The sequence below is a fragment of the Paenibacillus sp. E222 genome (genome assembly GCF_013401555.1).
In the GTDB taxonomy this organism is placed as follows: Bacteria; Bacillota; Bacilli; order Paenibacillales; family Paenibacillaceae; genus Paenibacillus.
Genome location: NZ_CP058552.1, coordinates 4948596 through 4967088, shown reverse-complemented (window position 1 = coordinate 4967088; position 18493 = coordinate 4948596). Strand labels below are relative to the sequence as shown.

The following is an 18493-nucleotide window of genomic DNA, read 5'->3' as shown; positions in this document are numbered from 1 at the left end:
GTAATCAGTTACTGTATCTACCGAACAGCTCATAAGTGTATCCTGCTTCCAGTTCCAACGTTATCGGCTCGCCGTTTGTGTTTATATCGTCGGAAAGGTTAGTACCAGCTCCCTGCTGTCTGATCTCGTTGATCTGCTGTGCCAGAATACTGGCCATCCCGGTCTGTGTAGCGGTAATGCAGGCAACTAGTCGGCCGTCTGCAAACCATTCGATATCAACAATATAGCCACCACGCGCTTTCAGCCCCTTTACTTTCCCCTCAGACCACTCCGGAGGCAGAGCCGGGAGAATCAACAACGTTCCGGTGTGACTTTGCAATAACGCTTCAGCAATACCTGCTGTCGCACCAAAATTGCCATCAATCTGGAATGGCGGATGATTATCCAGCAGATTCGGTAACGTAGAGTGTTTTAACAGAGATATCAGGTTTTGATAGACTTGTTCTCCATCAAGCAACCGGGCCCAGAAATTAATCAACCATGCCCGGCTCCACCCGGTGTGACCTCCCCCGTTCTCCAGACGACGTTCGAGTGTTACACGTGCAGCACGACTAAGCTCCGGCGTATTCGTAGGTGTAATACGATTACCAGGATACAGGGCAAATAAATGGGACATATGGCGGTGTCCCGGTTCTGCTTCCTCGTGATCCTCCAGCCATTCCATGATCTGTCCATGCTTCCCGATCTCGATTCCGGGAAGGCGATCTCGAACCGAAACCAGCTGATTTCGGAACTCCTGATCCTTGTTCAATTGAATCGACGCCTCGATACAACCTGTAAATAACTCGTGTAGAATCTGGTTGTCCATGGCCGGACCGTAACATAACGTCCCCTTTTCCCCACTCGGTAGCATGTAGGTGTTTTCTGGAGAAACAGACGGACTCGTCACCAGTCTCCCATCTGGAAGTTCACTCAGATAGTCGAGGAAAAAGACAGCAGACTCCTTCATCGTTTCATAAGCCCGTCCCAGAAATGGCAAATCGCCACTGTACAGATAATGCTCCCACATATGAAGACATAGCCAGGCCGCGCCCATCGGCCAGTGTGTAGCTGGCATATACGTATCCTGTGGAGCGGTGTCTGCCCAAATATCCGTATTATGATGGGCGACAAACCCTTCACATCCATACATGACTTTGGCCGTGTGTCGCCCAGGCTCTCGCATCCGTTCAATCAGATCGAACAGAGGTTCATGGCATTCAGACAGGTTGCATAATTCGGCTGGCCAATAGTTCATCTGGGTATTGATATTTATCGTATACTTACTATCCCATGGCGGCGTAAGATGTTCATTCCATATACCCTGCAAGTTGGCGGGCAATGATCCGGGCCGACTGCTCGCTTCGAGAAGATAGCGACCGAATTGAAAATACAGACCCACCAACCCATGATCTGATTCACCAGCCTTTACACGTTCTAGTCGCGCGTTGGTAGGCAGATGCTCCAATTCCTTATTTACTGGACCTAACTGGAGTGACATCCGATGGTACAATGCCTGATAATCCTTCCGATGCCGTTCTTTCAATGTATCTATGGAATACCTGGCAAGCTGTTGCAGACGAGTATCACATTCCTCTAGCGGTTGATCGTAGCGAAATGATGTTGCTGCGGTAAATGATATGAATACTTCATCCGCGTTTCCCACCAGCAAAGTTTCCCCCAGAATCTGTACCGAACCTCCAACTGTCTGTACCTGTATGGCTGCCGCGTATTCGACTCCGCCCCCGCCTGTACTTCCATGTATCGCCATAGAGTTGTCTCTTAGGCGAATCATTCCATCCATATGACGTTTGCGTACACCCCGGACAGCTGCACATCCACATGGATGCTTCCTGGTTGATCAGCTGTCAGATGAATCATCATTGCATTGTCAGGATAACTAGTGAATATTTCCCGCCGATGTGATATTCCGTTTTGCATATAGGTTACCGCAACATATCCTTCCTCCAGATTCAGCTCACGGCGGTAAGACTGAGGTGCATTAATCTTCCCTGGAAATGGATTTCGAAAGGTTAAAGTCATGTCACCCAAAGGCAGATAGTGACGCTGAGATTCAGGAACTCCCGAAAGGGCAAGCAATGCAAGACGTTCAGCTTCCTGAAGATGCCCCTCCATAAGTAAGTCACGAATATTCCCCAGATGTGCAGCAGCATCCGGATTGTTCCGATCCGTAGCCCCGCCATACCATAAGCTGTCCTCATTCAATTTAATAACTTCCTTCGTGATGCCGCCATAGACCATTCCCCCCAACGTACCGTTACCAATGGGCAGACATTCGTTCCATTCTTTCGCTGGCTCGTCGAACCATATCGTAGATTGATTACTGTTGGTGTTTTCCTTGACCATGCTCATTTTCCAGCTCCTCTCCATATGCTGTGACTATCATGCCTATTCATCTTCTTTGAAGATCGGTTTCAGCCACAGTTCGAAGGTGAATTCTTTGTCATCCAACCGATAAACATCCAGCAATTGTGGCCCAACGGACGATGAACCCACGCCACTCATTTTATAATCCAGCTGAACGACCGTTTCCTGTCTGGGTTTAAGATCATACGTATGTGAAGCAGCAGCCAGATCTTCAGGTGTATAGTGTGATGCATTGAAAGAGAAGGGCTGGGAAGAAGCAAATATCATACCCATACCGAGCAAATTGGTAACCATCGCCCATTCCGTTCCAAAGCGAGACCCGTTCTCCTGTGGCATGACATAATCATCCTCGAAGAGATCATGTACGCGTGTAAGATATCTGCCTTTGCGTGCGCTCCGATGTTTATCCAGATAGCTTTCATGTGGTCCATACCCGTAATATTCAACTTCCTCATTCCCGGCAGGCATGATCCATTCTAGTCCGAACCTCGGCAGATAAGGGAAATTCTCACGTATATTCACACGGGTCTGCAATTGGATTACACCGTTGTGTTGCACATTCCAGATCGCTTCACCATGCAGAATGGGATACCGATCTGAAGCGCCTATAGCGTACTTTACGTTTAGGGACACACCGTTTTCCTTTTGCTCCCAGGTCGTTCCATATATTTTCGTTTTGGCACGGTCATACCCTTCTTCACGCCATTTGCCCAGAATATAGGTATCGTTATCAATCGGTGCGCGCCAAATGTGGAAACGAAGCGGTTCTGCAAGCATTTCCAGCCCTTCCCGTGTAATACTTGCAAATGCTCCTTGATCCAGATTAAATTCATACCGATATCCGTGACCTGTCATCACCAGAGTTCCTTGAACCTCTTCCGCGTGAATGTGGCGATAAGCGATTGCGGTGGCCGTAATCTGCTCCTGGACTCGGATAAGCGATTGAGTTTCATTCATTAGAAATTGGGCAAAAGCTACTTCATATCCCATGCTCGCCCATGCGGTCTCCCGATTGTTCCAAAAGGATAGAGTTAGCTCTGCCGCCTGACTTTTCAAGGCGGATAACACATACGGAAGCGAAATGTGCTGATCACACCCGGCTTCTGCTTCAAGCTGCCAGATTTGTCCCTGCTGCACAGTGACTCCACCCGATGTGATTTTCCAGTGTAGCCCGATATGGGACAAGTCTACAAAGTCATGACGATTCATAATGCTGAATAACCCCTGCGTCAGATCTATAGCTTCTACACGAATTGGAGCATGAATCTGCTTCAGCTCGATCAAACCCGAGTGTGGCTTTCGATCTGGCGAGACCAGGCCATCAATACAGAAGTTGCTATCATGGGGCGAATCTCCGAAATCCCCGCCATAGGCATAGTAGGACTGACCATCCGCTGTCTTGGAAGCAATTCCGTGATCTGACCATTCCCATATACATCCTCCCATGAGCTGCGGGTGTGCATAGATGAGATCCCAATAATCCCCCAAATCCCCGCAACTGTTTCCCATGGCATGGCTGTATTCACATAAAAACAACGGCTTATGGTTGTTCTTGTCTTCTACATAATTGCGTACTTCATCGTAGGTAAAGTACATCTTGCTCTCAACGTCCAGCAATTGGGTATTTGGATGTCCTCCAAATTGCGAAGCGGTTCCCTCGTAATGCACTAGTCTGGATTCATCCCGGCTTTGAATCCATTCAGCCATGGCAATATGATTTTCGTGGTAGCCTGACTCATTGCCCAAGGACCACATGATGACGGAGGCGTGATTCTTGTCTCGCTCTACCATGCGAATCGCACGTTCCAGGAACGCTTCCTTCCAGACTGGATCGGCAGAAAATTGTTGGTAACAGCCATTTTTGAAGTTCCCTGCCTGCCCAATGCCGTGGCACTCCAGATCTGCCTCATCAATGACATACATACCAAATTCGTTGCACAACTCCAAAAAACGCGGGTCATTGGGATAGTGAGCTGTCCGAATCGTGTTGATATTGTATTGCTTCATTAACTTGATATCTTCAATCATGGCTTCCATTGGAATGGTTTGTCCCAGCAATGGGTGGGAATCATGCCGATTTACACCCTTCAGCTTGATTGCCTTGCCATTGATGCGAAATACCCCTTCATGCACATCTACCGTTCGAAAACCTATAGAAGAGAGCAGTACTTCATCCCCTGCTGTTAAATATAGATCGTACAATACTGGATTCTCTGCACTCCACATACCAGGTTTCTCCACGTCCAGTTTCAATGTGCCCTTGTCTTCAATCACACCCTCAGCTGTTGCAATTTGCTTTCCTGAAGCATCTTTGAGTTCAGCCTTTACGTTCAAACGGCCTGTTGTTTTAATCTCCGATACCAGTGTGACCAGATTACCCCCTGCCGTAAATTGCTGTTTATGAAATACATCACGCATATGGGCTTTGTCTCGTGCCAACAGATATACATCCCGATATATTCCTGAATACCGCCACATATCCTGATCTTCAATGTAAGTTCCATCGCACCACTTGAGTACCATCAAAGCCATGCGATTGGATCCAGGCTGAAGATAGGTTGACAGATTAAATTCTGCTGGTATTCGGCTGCCTTGACTGTATCCTACATATTGACCGTTGACCCAGAGATAGAAACAGGAATTCACGCCTTCAAATACGACATATCGTTCTTTGGCATCCCATTCCGATGGCACCTCGAAATCCCTTACATATAACCCTGCAGGATTGTCGTCGGGTACGAATGGCGGATCACACGAAATCGGATAGTTATAGTTAATATACTGAAGCTGATCGTATCCGTTTACTTGCCAACAGGAGGGGACTATTAGATTGTCCCACCCGCTAGCATCATAGCTCTTTTGATAGAAAGCTTCATGGATCTGAGCGACACTCGCATGGTACTCAAATTTCCATTGGCCGTTCAACGTCTGGAAATAGGGTGACTTGCCCCTCTTTCGTGTCTTGGCACTCACAGCATCATGATATGGAATGTAGTAGGCTCTTGCTGCCTCCCGATTTACGTGTAGAGTGGTTGGATCCTCCCAATGTTTTGTAATGTCCAGCATATCAACATTCCTCTCTATATGTTCTATGGGATCAACTAGCAATTTCACTTTTTAGAAAAAAGTAAAGCGTTTTCAATAAAATTTTATAAATGCTTGAGCTAAACTAGGGTATCTCAGCATTTTGCATCTTTCACTTCCTCGCAAAACCTTATCTATGTGTATCCTATATATTTTCCGGTGGTAAGAGAAGCCAAAATCCACTTGCAATGGTACCCAAAAACAACTGAATTTCAAAAAAGGCAGAACGCCAAGAGTTTGAACTTCTCCCTAGCGTTCTGCCTTTTGATGATAATGTATGATTCCACTGATTAATTTTGATATTGCTTCTTAAACTCGGAAGGCGTCATGCCTACTTTTTTCTTAAAGACGTCGCTGAAGTAGGAGCGTTCATCATAACCAACCTCCATGGCAACTTCCTGAAGCGTCATTCCCTGTAAAATCAAAATTTTTGCCTTCTCAATTCGTTCTTGCACCACAAATTGCAATACCGATTGGTTGGTTACTTTTTTGAACAGGTTGGAGTAATAGCTGGTACTTAGATGTACCTGTTTGGCATAATCCGCTACGGATGCATTCAGGTGCAGATGTTCTCGAATATAGGCGATAGATTCATTAATGACCACATGTGCAGTTTCCTTCTGCTTCTTGCCTATGTTCTCACAATACATATGACAGATTTCGGCCACGATGGACTGTAACTCTGTCAGTGAATCTGTATCATATGTCAGCTTATGAATCTTGCGATCGAAGAAATGTGGTTCTACAAACTCCAGATCTTCGTTGATGGCATTACGAACGTTGACCATTAACTCAATCCAGAACATTTTGACTTTATCGGGTGTAGGCATGGCTTGACTGTCTTTCCATTCACTAAAAATGCCATCCAGTACCTCATTAATTTTGCTCGTAGCCCCGGAACGAAGCAAGTAGACCAACTCACGTTCTTTTTCCGACGAAAATTTCACATAGGTCGCGTGATTCTCCGCATAGATTGGATAAGCGAATACACTGTTACCTCCAGTGTAGAAGTTATAGGACAAGGCATACATGGCCTGCTGATACGTGATGGGTAATTCATGAATATGCTCCACCTTGGTGCCGACGCCAATGGATATAGAATAACGCGTGTATCTCTCCACATTCTCTCGGCAGGCTTCAGCGATTTTCAGCATTTCCTCATTGTCAGCATCCGCACGATCGTTCACAATACATACGAACCGGTTAATATCGTCCCTGAACACAACGGCCCCGGTAAATGTACGAATCGTCTCCTCCAAAATATTCTGTAATGAGAATCGCTGTAATTCAACATCACTTACACCGGCCTTATTCGTGTAATAATTATCCATCTCCACGGTAAATACCGTGAAATAATGGTCATTCATGTTGACGTTCAGAAAATCCCACTTCTCCTTCACCGTTTCCGGATGGGAAGAATAACGCACCAGTAGATTCAAGTACTCCTGCCTTAGCAAGGGCATACTTTCGCGCAATTTCCGTTCCACATCCATGAGATGATAACGACTTTCTTTTTCTTTTTCCAGCTGTGCCGTGGCTCTGCATATCGTTTCCAACAGCTCATCCGGTGTAAAAGGCTTTAAGATATAATCAAACCCGCCAAGATTGAGTACCTGTTGCGCGTAGCTAAAGTCCGAATATCCACTAATAAAAATAAGTTTCGCACCGGATTGTTTCGCCTGCTCAATCATTTCAATGCCACTCAGTTTCGGCATCCGGATATCTGTAACGATAATATCGGGTTGTTTCTCTTGAATGAGCTTTAATCCATCGAGACCATCATACGCGGTACCCACCACTTCTATGGCATAATCGTCCCAAGGCAAGTCATGTGCAATCCCATCAACGACAGCAGGAATATCATCCACAATGACCAATGAAAATGTGTGCTTCATCTTAAGATGCCCCCTCGATTTCAAGCGGAATGAGAATTTCGATGCTAGTTTGTATATATGGTGTACTGGTTACATTGAATTCTGCTCTGCTTCCATAGTACAAGGAAAGCCGTTTACCAATATTTCTGAGAGCAAACCCTTCACAATCCGACACATCAAAATGCGGATTATCTGCCTCATGCTCCTGAACGTCGAAGCCTTGACCATTATCAATCACTTTCATCTGCAGGAACTTATTGACTACCTTAACCCTGATATGAATCTGTCCCTCATTTCGATAGTCTTTGAAACCATGCAGGATGCTGTTTTCTACCAACGGTTGCAACAACAATTTTAGCGTGGAAAGCTGCTTAATCTCCTCATCACATTCAATCGTGTATTCAAATAGGCTCGCATAACATAGCTTTTGAATCTTCAAATACTGGGTTACATGCTCCAGCTCCTTCCCCACCGTTGTAAGCTCTTCCCCATTGTTCAATCCCACACGGAACAGAGCCGATAAGGACATAATCATCTCTCGGACTTCTTCCTGTTTGTTGGAGTGAGATTTCCACAGGATGGTATTTAACGTATTATACAAAAAATGCGGATTCATCTGAGCCTGCAACGCCTTCATTTCGGCGATTCGTTCGGCATGTTGTGCATCCATTCGCTCCCTAGTAAGAAGTTCAATCTGATCCAGCATGCTGTTAAACCTGAAGCCGACGTGTGTGAACTCATCTTTGTATTCGCCTTGAAAACGAACGGACCAATCGTTATGCTCGACCTTTTTCATGACGGATTGTAACTGATTTAATGGACGCAGCAGTAAACTTGTTAATTTTCGTGATACCAGCAATGCCAATAGACCGAATATAACGATGACACTGATCGTGACGAGTTGAATCAAACGTACATCTCTCAAAAGCACATTTCTTTCAGTAAGGTGTACAATTAACCAGTTATCCGGAAAAGCCACCGTGGAATAATTGACCAGATAGCGAATATGGTTGACCGTATATTCAAAATGTCCCTTATTATCCTTCAATCGGCTTCTGAAATCAGCGTCGGCAGCCAGTTGACTGGAGAGGGAATCGGCTTCAAATGCAAGTTTTCCATTCTCGGTAAATACAACAGGAATGGCATCTCCACTGTTCTTGAGCAAGTACTCCTTCAAGGCACTCTCACTTACATCAACGACAATATGTGTATCTGCCGGTGCATTCTGTACGATAGGCACAAACATCAGACTGAGCACGTTCTGACCAGTTCTAAACAGATCATCCGGATGTGATTCCACCCATCCTGCAAGATGCCCCTTTTCTAAAAAAGGATATACGTTGCTCTCTGAGAAAGGAATTCCCCCAGTTCGATTATCTGGGTTAGAAAAGTACTCGCCAACAGGAGTGTTAATCAAGATGGACGTGATGCCCGGCTCAATGAGCTTCATTTGAAAAATAGGCGTTTGTAGTGACTGATTCAACTTGAAATGATCATAATAGCTGAGTTCACCGCCCTTTGCCGTTCTCTTGAGCAACTGATTAAACTGATCGCTGGACATAAAAGTCAGAACGGCAAGGCGAATTTTGCGCAGTTTTTCCTCCAAAGATTGCGCTGATTTATCGATAATCCCTTGATTAAGGGAATACGATTTGTTCTCCAGTACCCGGGAGGCAATAAGATATGATGTTCCTCCGCAGACAACTACAGCAACCATCGTAAACAAAATTAGTGATAATTGTATGCGCTCTCGGAATGTAGTTGAATATAGCCATTTTTTCATATTCATTCTCCCGATGATCAATAATTCATAGTATACCGTACTAACCGCATAAGAATATATAGCAATAGAGAAGCCGTTTGGCTTCTCCATTGCTGCTACACTGTTATGTCACTATTGGATACTTAGGTAACGAGCGTAAGCATCATTGTAGATTTGGATGTATTCTTCTACACCAAGATTTTTCAGTTGAGTTTTGTATGCCTCGAATCCGGCCTCCACATTTTCACCACCCATGACCCAGGTCTGCGCTTTCTCTGCAAAATACGTATCAATCTGGCCTTTCAACGCATCTAGACGTTTTTGCTCCTCTTTTGTGAAGTTCAATGTTGGCAGTACATAATCATCAGAGATGATGTTTTTATCCTGGTATTCCTTAATGCCTTTCAAAGCAATTTCATTCGTCCATTGTTCTTCATAAGAGAAGTCCTGCCATGCCCCCATTTTCGGCAATTGCGCGCCAAAGGCTTCTACCAAGTAGCCATTAACCGCCGGTTGGCTTAAGACTTCCTCTGTAAATTTCGGTTTGCCATCAACCATGGTGTAGGACTCGCCTTCAATCCCGAAGTTGAACAATCGACGTCCTTCTTCACTCCACCAAAAGTCAAAATATTTTACTGCATCTTCGATATGCTTGCTTTGTGCCGTAACGCCCCAACCGAAGCCACTAAGCTGAGCACGTTTGCCTACTTCATACACTTTGCCGGAAGTACTTGCAGGCGGAGCAAACGGGATAAAGTTGAGATCTGGAACATCTTTGCTCAGAGATTGGTTAAAGTTAGCTGTACTCGCAAACCAGTCATGTGTGGAACCCGCAGTGTTGTTGCCCAACAAGACCTCTCGTGCTTTAGAACGAGTATAGATTTCTTTGTCGATCAAGCCTTCCTTATACCACTTAGCGATGTTCTCGATTCCTGTTTTGAATTGGTCCTCATAAGGACCATATACGATTTTTCCATCTTTAATATAGAAAGAATGATAAGCATCCCATAAAGGAAGCAAGCTGTATACCCCAACAACGTTATCACGTTGCATGAAAGGCACTTCATCTTTTTTGCCATTGCCGTTCGGGTCCTGGTCACGGAAGGCTTTTAAGACTTCATAATATTCATCTACTGTCTTTGGCATATCCAGATTCAACTTGTCCAGCCAATCCTGACGAATAAACCAACCTGTTGAAGCGCTACCATCTGCGACAAAAGGAATGGCATATATATTTCCATCGGCAGCAGTAATCGTTTTTCTCACTTCTTCGTGTTCATCCAGAAACTTCTTGAAGTTCGGCGCCAATTTATCGATATAATCATTCAGTGGTTCCAAAGCACCTTCGGCTCCAATGGAGTTCAGATCCGCCGTATAATAACTCACAATATCCGGCAATGTACCGGAAGCCAGCATCAGGTTATAGGCCTGCTTCTCCTCCCCGCCAGCAGAAGCCACGTTGTTCAAAGTTACCCCGGTCAGTTCAGCTGCCTTTTTCAGGACAGGTGAGTCCATCTTGACTACACCCGCATCATCAAAATAGAAGATGCTCAGATTCGCTGTTTCCTTACCTTCAGTGCCCTTGGATGAAGTCTGTGTATTGTTCGTGGTATTACTCGCAGTATTGCTCGAACTACACGCTCCGAGTACAGTCGCACTCACTAACAGAGATGCCAATAATAAAGACGCTTTTCTTTTCACACAAATGCCCCCTCTGTGATAGTAAACCTTCTATATCAAAATGAAGTCTTGTTATGACAACATTCGGATATTTACTTAACCCTTTAATGAACCGATCATGACACCCTTAACAAAATATTTTTGTATAAATGGATAGACAGCGATAATCGGAATAATGGCAACCACGATTGTAGCATAAATGACAGTTTCTCCTGTTGTAAAGGAAACATCGTTCATCATGTTTTCCGATGGTTTCATCTGTACAACAAGTCTGTTCAGCAGAACCTGTAGCGGGAACTTGCTCTCATCCCGCAGCATGATCATGGACCAGAAGTAGCCGTTCCATCTCGATACAGCGTAAAACAATCCGATTGTAGCTAGCGGAGCCTTCGAGAGTGGCAGCACGATCCGCATCATAACACCGATATCGCCTGCACCGTCAATACGCGCTGCCTCTTCAATCTCCTCGGGAAGTGACTGGAAGAACGTACGCAGAATAACAAAGTTAAATGTACTTATCGCAAACCCGATAATTATACCAAAACGATTATCCAGCAAACCAAGACTCTGGAAGTTCAGGTACATCGGAATCATACCAGCATTGAAAATCAGTGTGAAAGAAATGATCAAATTAATCGTTGTCCGGCCTTTCAGCCTTTTCTTCGCCAGTGGATATGCACCACAGATCGTCAAAATCATACTTGTTAATGTGCCGACAACCGTGTAGAAAATCGTATTGCCATAACCGGTCCAAATCCCTTTCTCACCCAGCACTGAAGTATAAGCTTCCCACGTAATTCCTTTTGGAAGCAAAAGAACCTCTCCTGTCACTACTGCCTGTGGGGAACTTATAGACGCTGACAGGACATATAAGAACGGATACAAGGTCAGACAGGCGAACAAACCCAGAATAATATAGTTGAATACATAGAATACTTTTTCTCCACGACTCTCCATCATAAGCTATCACCTACCATAGTCCAGATTCTGTATATTTCTTGCTCAGTTTATTTGCAGCGATGATGAGAATAAATCCAACGACTGAGTTAAATAATCCTACTGCCGCAGCCATATCATACCTTCCGTTTACGATACCTTCACGATAGACATAGGTACTAATAACATCCGCAGTTGCGTAAGTTACCGGTTGGTAGAGAAGAATTATGGCTTCATACCCAACCTCGAGCAAGCTACCGATCTGCAGTATGAGCATGATCATGATCGTTGGAAGGATTCCCGGAATCGTAACGTGAAGTGTACGTTTCCATTTGCTCGCTCCATCAATAACAGCGGCTTCATACAGTTCCGAATTAACACCGGATAATGCAGCAATATATATGATGGCCGCAAACCCGGTACCCTGCCAAATGTTCATGGAGTTCAGTATCGTTCGGAAGAAACTCGCATCAGCCAGGAAGTAAATTTTATCGCCACCAAACTTTTCAATAATCAGGTTGACTATACCGTTTCCGGGAGCCAGGAAGTTAGTGACAATTCCTGCTACGATAACAACCGATATAAAGTGGGGCATATAAGTAAACGTTTGCACAACTTTTTTGAATTTGGAACTCTTGACCTCATTGAGTAGTAGAGCAAAAATAATTGGTGCTGGAAATACAAATAGCAATGCGTACAAGCTGATAATCAGTGTGTTCTTTAACACCCTGTAGAAATATTCACTTTGTAAAAATTCCTGAAAGTGTTGAAGACCTACCCATTCGCTACCCTGAATTCCTTTGAATATGCTATAGTCCTTAAATGCAATCTGTATGCCGTACATCGGCTTGAATGCAAACATGACATACCATAATAAAAAGGGAACTAGTAGCAAATAAAGGAACCAGTCTCGTTTAATCAAAGCCCATAATGTAGATGTCCTCTTTACGCTCTTGGAACTGTACGTTTGAATTTTCGTGTTTGTCGTCACCTTGTCTAAGGCCTCCTCCAGATCCTCGTCTATATGTTTGTTTGCTGTGAAATCATCTTAACATGGAATATAAATGACCCATGAGGTAAAATCCAACGCCGTTAGTACGGAAAAACAACTTTGTTTTGTAATAAAAATGTTAACCAAAAACGAGGACTCGCTATGTAAGCAAGCCCTCGTTTTCATTCTCAGCGGAATATAATTAAATGCATAATTTAAACAGTTCACCAGAAATACAAGTCAGTTCCTTTTAACTTATATACCGCTTCTATAAAGTAGTAATCTCCATAAATAATAGATTGATGATGCTCTTTGGCATGATACGCAGCTGATCCATTTTTGAGGATACAATCGCAATCTGTGGTCCAGTCTGCTCTGTCTTCATCCAATGTTTTCAGCAATTTAAGGGCAGGTTTCAGATATAGTTCCTTCTCATGAAGTTCGACTGCCTTTGAAATCTCAATAAGTCCGCAAGCTGCAATTGCTGCAGCCGTTGAATCTTCATATGCTGGCTCATTCGGTTGTCTAAAGTCAATAGGAATAATTCCATTATCCGGAATGTTGGCGATAAAGTAGTGAGCAATGCGTTTCGCCGTATCGAGATATTCCTTTTTGCCTGTATGAATGTAGCTCATCATAAATCCGTACAATCCCCACGTCTGACCTCTCGTCCAAGATGAGCCTTCACCATACCCTTGCCCACCATAAGATTTTATAACACCGCCTGTAAACGGATCGAATTCTACAATATGATTGACGGAACCGTCAGGACGTACAAATGTGTTCATGACCGTATCGGCATGCTTGAGGGCAATCTGCATAAATCGGGGATCTCCAGTTTCTTCCGTTGCCCAATAGAGTAAGGGGATGTTAAACATACAGTCAATAATGGCCCATCCTCGAGTGTCTTCTCCACTGATGTCGTTCCATGCGCGAATAAACTCTCCCATCGGGTTGTAGCGTCCTGCCAACAAGTTGGCAGCGTGAAGCGCCCGTTTGCGAGATTCAGGATTCTTGGTCAGTTTATAGTTTGCGACACTGGTTGGTAGCCACATAAATCCCACATCATGATGCAGACCGTAATACTGCTGAAGGCCCGCATCGAGCTTGTCTTCTGAGATGTTTGCAACATTTTTGTATTTCTCTTGACCCGTATTGTAGTACATCTGCCACATCATTCCACCCCAGAAACCATTGGTCCACCAGTTAATCCCGTCTGCATGTGTACCACTAGGATTTTCGACAGATCGGTCATCATGTACACCATTAACGGTAGTGTATGGAATTTTGTTTTTGGATTTTTCGCTCACCCAGTCTAATTTTTGAATAATACGTTGCTCAATATCTTGTAGCCAGACTCGTTGCTCTTCTGTATTTAACATGCCGGTTCCCGCTTTCCTGTTTTGGATTCTCATTCATCATCTAGTTGGAACAGCATCAGTGTATCATGCTAAAACCCGCAAAAGTTTTGCTGCGTTTAATGAAAATACCGTTCCGTTGCACTTTTGACAAATGATAAAGCAATGCTACAATCTAGTAAAAATGGTGTGGAGTGATTTTCATGGAAGTCGGTTTTGAATCAGTCCCGTTTCATGGAAAACCTGTGGTGTGGACAGATCGTCATCGAACAAGCAAAACAAACAGTAGTTTTTATCATTGGCACCAGTGCTGCGAGTTTTTGATCGTATTTGAAGGTAAGGGTACAGTGGTCATGAATAACAAGACCTATCAAATCAAGCCGGGGATGCTCTATGTATTCCAGCCATTCGAAATACACAAAGTCTTTGCTAAAGTAACTCATGAATGTCATTACGAAAGAGCAGTGATCCATTTAGATCATGTGGTTATAGATCAGTATTTAAAAGACTATCCACGTCGCAGAGAATGGTTTGATCGTTTGTGCTATTCCAGTGAGATTGAGCGCGCATTTGACTTAAGCAGAGATATGGATCTTTTTAGCTACTGTGTGGAAGATTACGGACAAATTGCTCACATGGAACAAGGTGAATCCCGGGAGGAAATTACCGTATTCGTTCTTCAGTTTCTTAGTGCTATGGCAAGGATCTTCCCTAAAGATCAATCGGAACCCAGTCTTACTCGGCGCAAGAAAGAACATTCTGAGCTTATTATGCAGTGGTTGGATGAACATTATATGGAATCTAACATTCTCAACAAGCTGGCAGACCAACTGCATTTCACAAGATCCTATGTGTCCCGGCTTTTCAAGAATGAAACTGGAAGCAATTTGAGCGAGTATCTTACTGCCAAACGAATTAAAGTAGCAGCTCATATGCTGGAAACGACAACTATGTCGGTGGAATACATAAGTCATCACGTAGGCTTCCAGAATGTTTCACATTTTATCTCGTGTTTCAAAAAAACGTACCAGGTCACACCTTTGAAGTATAAGTTAAATCAAAAAAAGAGCGGGTTGGAGAGCCATGAAATATAGCGTTCAAAACCTGCTCAACGAAGAAACCTCCAGACCCGCAGCGAAAGCAGAAATTTGGAGGTTTCTCAATTGAAATAAGATTTAGAGAAATGAATTTGGCTAGCTTTAGATCAACTGTTCCTACTGAACACTTACATTGTCAAATGTAGCAGTTGTAAGCGTCGTGTTTGCATGAGACGTCACCGCAAGTCCTACATAGGCTGTACTTGCAGCAGAAATGGATGACGAACCTGTCTGAGTCCATGTAACACCATTCGCAGAAATGTAGGTCGTTACGGTGTTCCCCGATCTGGTCGCTCTGACCCAATAAGGTGCACTCACCGTTGCGGACGTCGTAGAATTCGTGATCGCGCCAGGTGCCGTCCGATTTTGGAATACGGCGAGTCCTGGTTTCATAGCAGCATACACATTACTGGCATCCTCAAACAGAGATTCTCGAATCATGACTCCTGCCTTGGCAGATGAATGGGTATTCGCCAGACTGGCAACACGAGCTGTAATCGTCCGGTCTCCTTTTAACGGCACATAAGCAAATCTAAACTGATCTGATTTATCCCAGATATCACTTCCAGCCCCTTTTATTGTATAGGTCCCGGCACTATAACTGTAACTTCCAGCAACACCGACGCTACCAATATCCTGCGAAGAAAACGGGATCTGTGCATTCGCAGATGACAGTGTCGTAGCACTTACCGTGCTGCTTGTTGTAGATGTGTTTGACTTCGCATCATAAGCACTTACTTGATAGTTGTAAGCTGTAGAAGTAGTCAGTCCAGCATCGGTATAGTCCGTAGTTGGTGAATATCCCACAATGGTCCCATTCCTGTAAATTTTGTAACCACTTACAGCAATATTATCCGTTGAAGGTGACCAGCTCAAATTAATAACTTTGTCAGACAACGGTTTGACGGTTAAACCCGTCGGTGCTGATGGCTTCGTTGAATCGGTAGTGGTACCCAGTCTGTATGCAAATGTGAGCAGAGCTGCATCCGTATCTGTTGCTGGCATGCCATTCATATAACTGGTTGTATACGGAGCAGTCAATCCTTTGCGTGTTACATAGTGAGCATATATGATTTCATTTTGTGCCCATCCGATGGTAGCACTTCTTCCCGTTCCATTAATACCACTCCAAGGTCCCATGGTACAACGTCCGTATGTTGAATCCCATGAAGTTGGTTCATTGCCCAGATTATAATTGGACCAATATTCCGAGCCAGCTAAGAGTCGATTATCTCCATCTCCAAACAAGTCAACACCCTGCTTCCAGGCGATTTCTGCCACAACCGTTAAGTTGCCAAGTCCACCAAGAGCGTGAACCTGATCTCGCCCCGATTCGGAAATCTGCCCTGTAGACATAACATTTCTCGTCACAGAAGCACAAGCATTCGTTCTGAAATTAGATATTGCAGAATCAAACATCGTCTGATTGTTCGTGAATATCGCGATTGAAATCATGGATTTCATTGCGGATCCACCCCAGTTTGCATCCCCCGGGGATTGAATATGAGGATAAAAAACGTTGGTCAACATATTTTCCAGTTGTGTAATATTTGCTGCAGCCCAGCCTGAGTTGCTATATCGTAACAATTCGCCTGCATTGGCAAGAAAAATGCCATTATCACCTGCAGCAAGCTGTGCATCTGTTCCAGCAATGCTAGTTAATGTGCTCGACCAAGCATTCAGAATCTCAATGGCTTTATTAGCATACGCTTGTGTTCCTGTCACATTCCATAGGAGAGCGTTATAATAAGCTGCTCTCGCATCGTTCTCTAAGGCACTATTTCCATAATTCGTACTCGTACATGTTGAAGTAGAATCGTTCCTGCAAACCGTACTATAGGGTCCTTGTTTTGCATAAGATGAGGATGCTTTGCTATCTGTTTTGAAATTTGCTAATGCTGACTTCCAAGGTTCAGTGTTCTGATTGGCAGACATTCTAGTGAGATCCGTAGCATTATGCATAATTCCAGGATGAGTAAATGTTGCTGCTTCTGCCGTTTCCGGTGAAGCTACACTATACGCAGGGATCAGAAGCATGATGATGACTAGCATAGTACTCATGAGCTTTGCTTTGGTAGACCGTTGTGGCATAAAATCACTCCTTTAAGATGGATGTGGACAAGATAAAAATGTAATCGCTTACAAATGTATTCTACTTGTTAATTTACATATAAAAACAGGCAATATTCGATGAAAAAAGAGGGTAAATCCAACTTTCCTTACATTCTTCCTTTATCCTAACCAATTCAATTCCTTAACACATTTAAGATCACGGTAACTGCCTCTGCGCGGGTCACATTCGTGTTTGGCGAGAAACGATTGTTCCCTATCCCCTGCATAATGCTTGATTCTACAGCCTCATGAATGAAAGGTTTCGCCCAAGAAGAAATATCGGCTGCATCAGTAAATTCATTCACGTAAGTCACATCATGTTGTGTCTTGCCGAGTGCGCGAACAGCAACCGATGCCATCTCGGCACGACTCATCTTCGCGTTTGGTCGGAAGGTGTGGTCGGCATAACCGGTAATAAGTCGCTTCTTCACTGCTGCTTGCACGTGGGAGGAAGCCCAAGCCGGGATCTGGTTCGCATCGGCGAAAGTTGCATCTGATTCATTCACATCAAGTTTAAGTGCTCTGCTAAACATAACAGCAAACTCGGCGCGAGTGACCTCATGCTTAGGACGGAACGTGCCGTCCGTATACCCGTCAATAAATCCGGCATCAACCGCCTTTAAAATGGAAGCCTCTGCCCAATGCCCCGTTATGTCACTGAAGCTGATCCCTGATTCCGCATGTATGGTCTCCTGCAGTGCAGGTGTCATGCTAGACATATTTAGCTTTGAGTCCACCAGCTTGATATTCTGAAGTGTAATCGTGCTGTTACCAGCACGTTGCACACTAAATTGCAGGGTCGTCAATAGTTGATCCCCACTATCACCTTTCACGCTGCCCACTTTGGTATGGGCAATCTTGAGATAATTCCCCTCCGCTTTCGGCACGACCGTATATCCAACAGTTCCTGCGCTTGCTTTGGAAAAATTAAGCCTATTTGCATCAAATTCCAGATTCATTTCATAGGCATACAGATCCTCAAGGTCATGTCCGATGACCGAAACTTCAACGAGATTGTTATTAATAGAATTCAGTTTTAACTCAAAGCTTGGACGCGCTAACTGCTCTGTTGTGGCTGCATTCACACTCGTTGTACAGATCATCAGTAGCACCAAGAAACTTGTCCACACCTTCCTTATTTCTATTTGCTTCAACTTGGTCTTCGATCTCAATGGAGACCCTCCCTGTCACATGAATGATCAGAAGGAAGGCGACAGGTGCGCCCTCCCTTG

12 protein-coding genes are annotated in these 18493 nt (G+C 44.3%); 1 reads left to right on the top strand and 11 read right to left on the bottom strand.

Annotated elements, in window-relative coordinates; translation table 11 throughout:
* Positions 1–4: 4 nt before the first annotated feature.
* From HW560_RS22200 to HW560_RS22165, 9 genes are all read right to left on the bottom strand, one after another.
* Positions 5–1750 (bottom strand): glycosyl hydrolase family 95 catalytic domain-containing protein, encoded by a 1746-nt coding sequence (locus HW560_RS22200; RefSeq protein WP_257031409.1) that lies wholly within the window; start codon positions 1748–1750, stop codon positions 5–7.
* A gap of 20 nt (positions 1751–1770) precedes the next feature.
* On the bottom strand, positions 1771–2352 hold the full coding sequence (locus HW560_RS34055) for a glycoside hydrolase family 95 protein (RefSeq protein ID WP_257031408.1): 582 nt from the start codon (positions 2350–2352) through the stop codon (positions 1771–1773).
* A gap of 36 nt (positions 2353–2388) precedes the next feature.
* Entirely contained in the window at positions 2389–5433 is a 3045-nt protein-coding gene (locus tag HW560_RS22195) for a glycoside hydrolase family 2 TIM barrel-domain containing protein (protein ID WP_179264765.1), read from the bottom strand.
* Between the two features lie 308 nt (positions 5434–5741).
* Positions 5742–7346 (bottom strand): response regulator, encoded by a 1605-nt coding sequence (locus HW560_RS22190; RefSeq protein ID WP_179264764.1) that lies wholly within the window; start codon positions 7344–7346, stop codon positions 5742–5744.
* A gap of 1 nt (position 7347) precedes the next feature.
* Positions 7348–9108 carry a sensor histidine kinase gene (locus HW560_RS22185; protein WP_179264763.1) on the bottom strand — a complete coding sequence of 587 codons (1761 nt, stop codon included), beginning with the start codon at positions 9106–9108 and terminating at the stop codon, positions 7348–7350.
* A gap of 111 nt (positions 9109–9219) precedes the next feature.
* Positions 9220–10788, bottom strand: a complete 1569-nt coding sequence (locus HW560_RS22180; RefSeq protein ID WP_179264762.1) for an extracellular solute-binding protein — start codon at positions 10786–10788, stop codon at positions 9220–9222.
* A 75-nt stretch (positions 10789–10863) separates the two neighbouring features.
* Entirely contained in the window at positions 10864–11727 is an 864-nt protein-coding gene (locus tag HW560_RS22175) for a carbohydrate ABC transporter permease (protein ID WP_177185709.1), read from the bottom strand.
* A 10-nt stretch (positions 11728–11737) separates the two neighbouring features.
* Positions 11738–12694, bottom strand: coding sequence for an ABC transporter permease (locus HW560_RS22170; protein WP_256222068.1), 957 nt, complete (start codon positions 12692–12694; stop codon positions 11738–11740).
* A 224-nt stretch (positions 12695–12918) separates the two neighbouring features.
* Positions 12919–14076 carry a glycoside hydrolase family 88 protein gene (locus HW560_RS22165; protein ID WP_090898479.1) on the bottom strand — a complete coding sequence of 386 codons (1158 nt, stop codon included), beginning with the start codon at positions 14074–14076 and terminating at the stop codon, positions 12919–12921.
* Between the two features lie 179 nt (positions 14077–14255).
* Between HW560_RS22165 and HW560_RS22160 the strand changes: the two genes are divergently transcribed.
* Positions 14256–15146, top strand: a complete 891-nt coding sequence (locus HW560_RS22160) for an AraC family transcriptional regulator (RefSeq protein ID WP_179264761.1) — start codon at positions 14256–14258, stop codon at positions 15144–15146.
* Between the two features lie 120 nt (positions 15147–15266).
* Here the strand turns inward: HW560_RS22160 and HW560_RS22155 are convergent, their stop codons facing one another.
* Both HW560_RS22155 and HW560_RS22150 read right to left on the bottom strand, forming a co-directional pair.
* Positions 15267–17240 carry an alginate lyase family protein gene (locus HW560_RS22155; RefSeq protein WP_179264760.1) on the bottom strand — a complete coding sequence of 658 codons (1974 nt, stop codon included), beginning with the start codon at positions 17238–17240 and terminating at the stop codon, positions 15267–15269.
* A gap of 155 nt (positions 17241–17395) precedes the next feature.
* Positions 17396–18433, bottom strand: coding sequence for an S-layer homology domain-containing protein (locus HW560_RS22150; protein ID WP_090898488.1), 1038 nt, complete (start codon positions 18431–18433; stop codon positions 17396–17398).
* Positions 18434–18493: the final 60 nt, after the last annotated feature.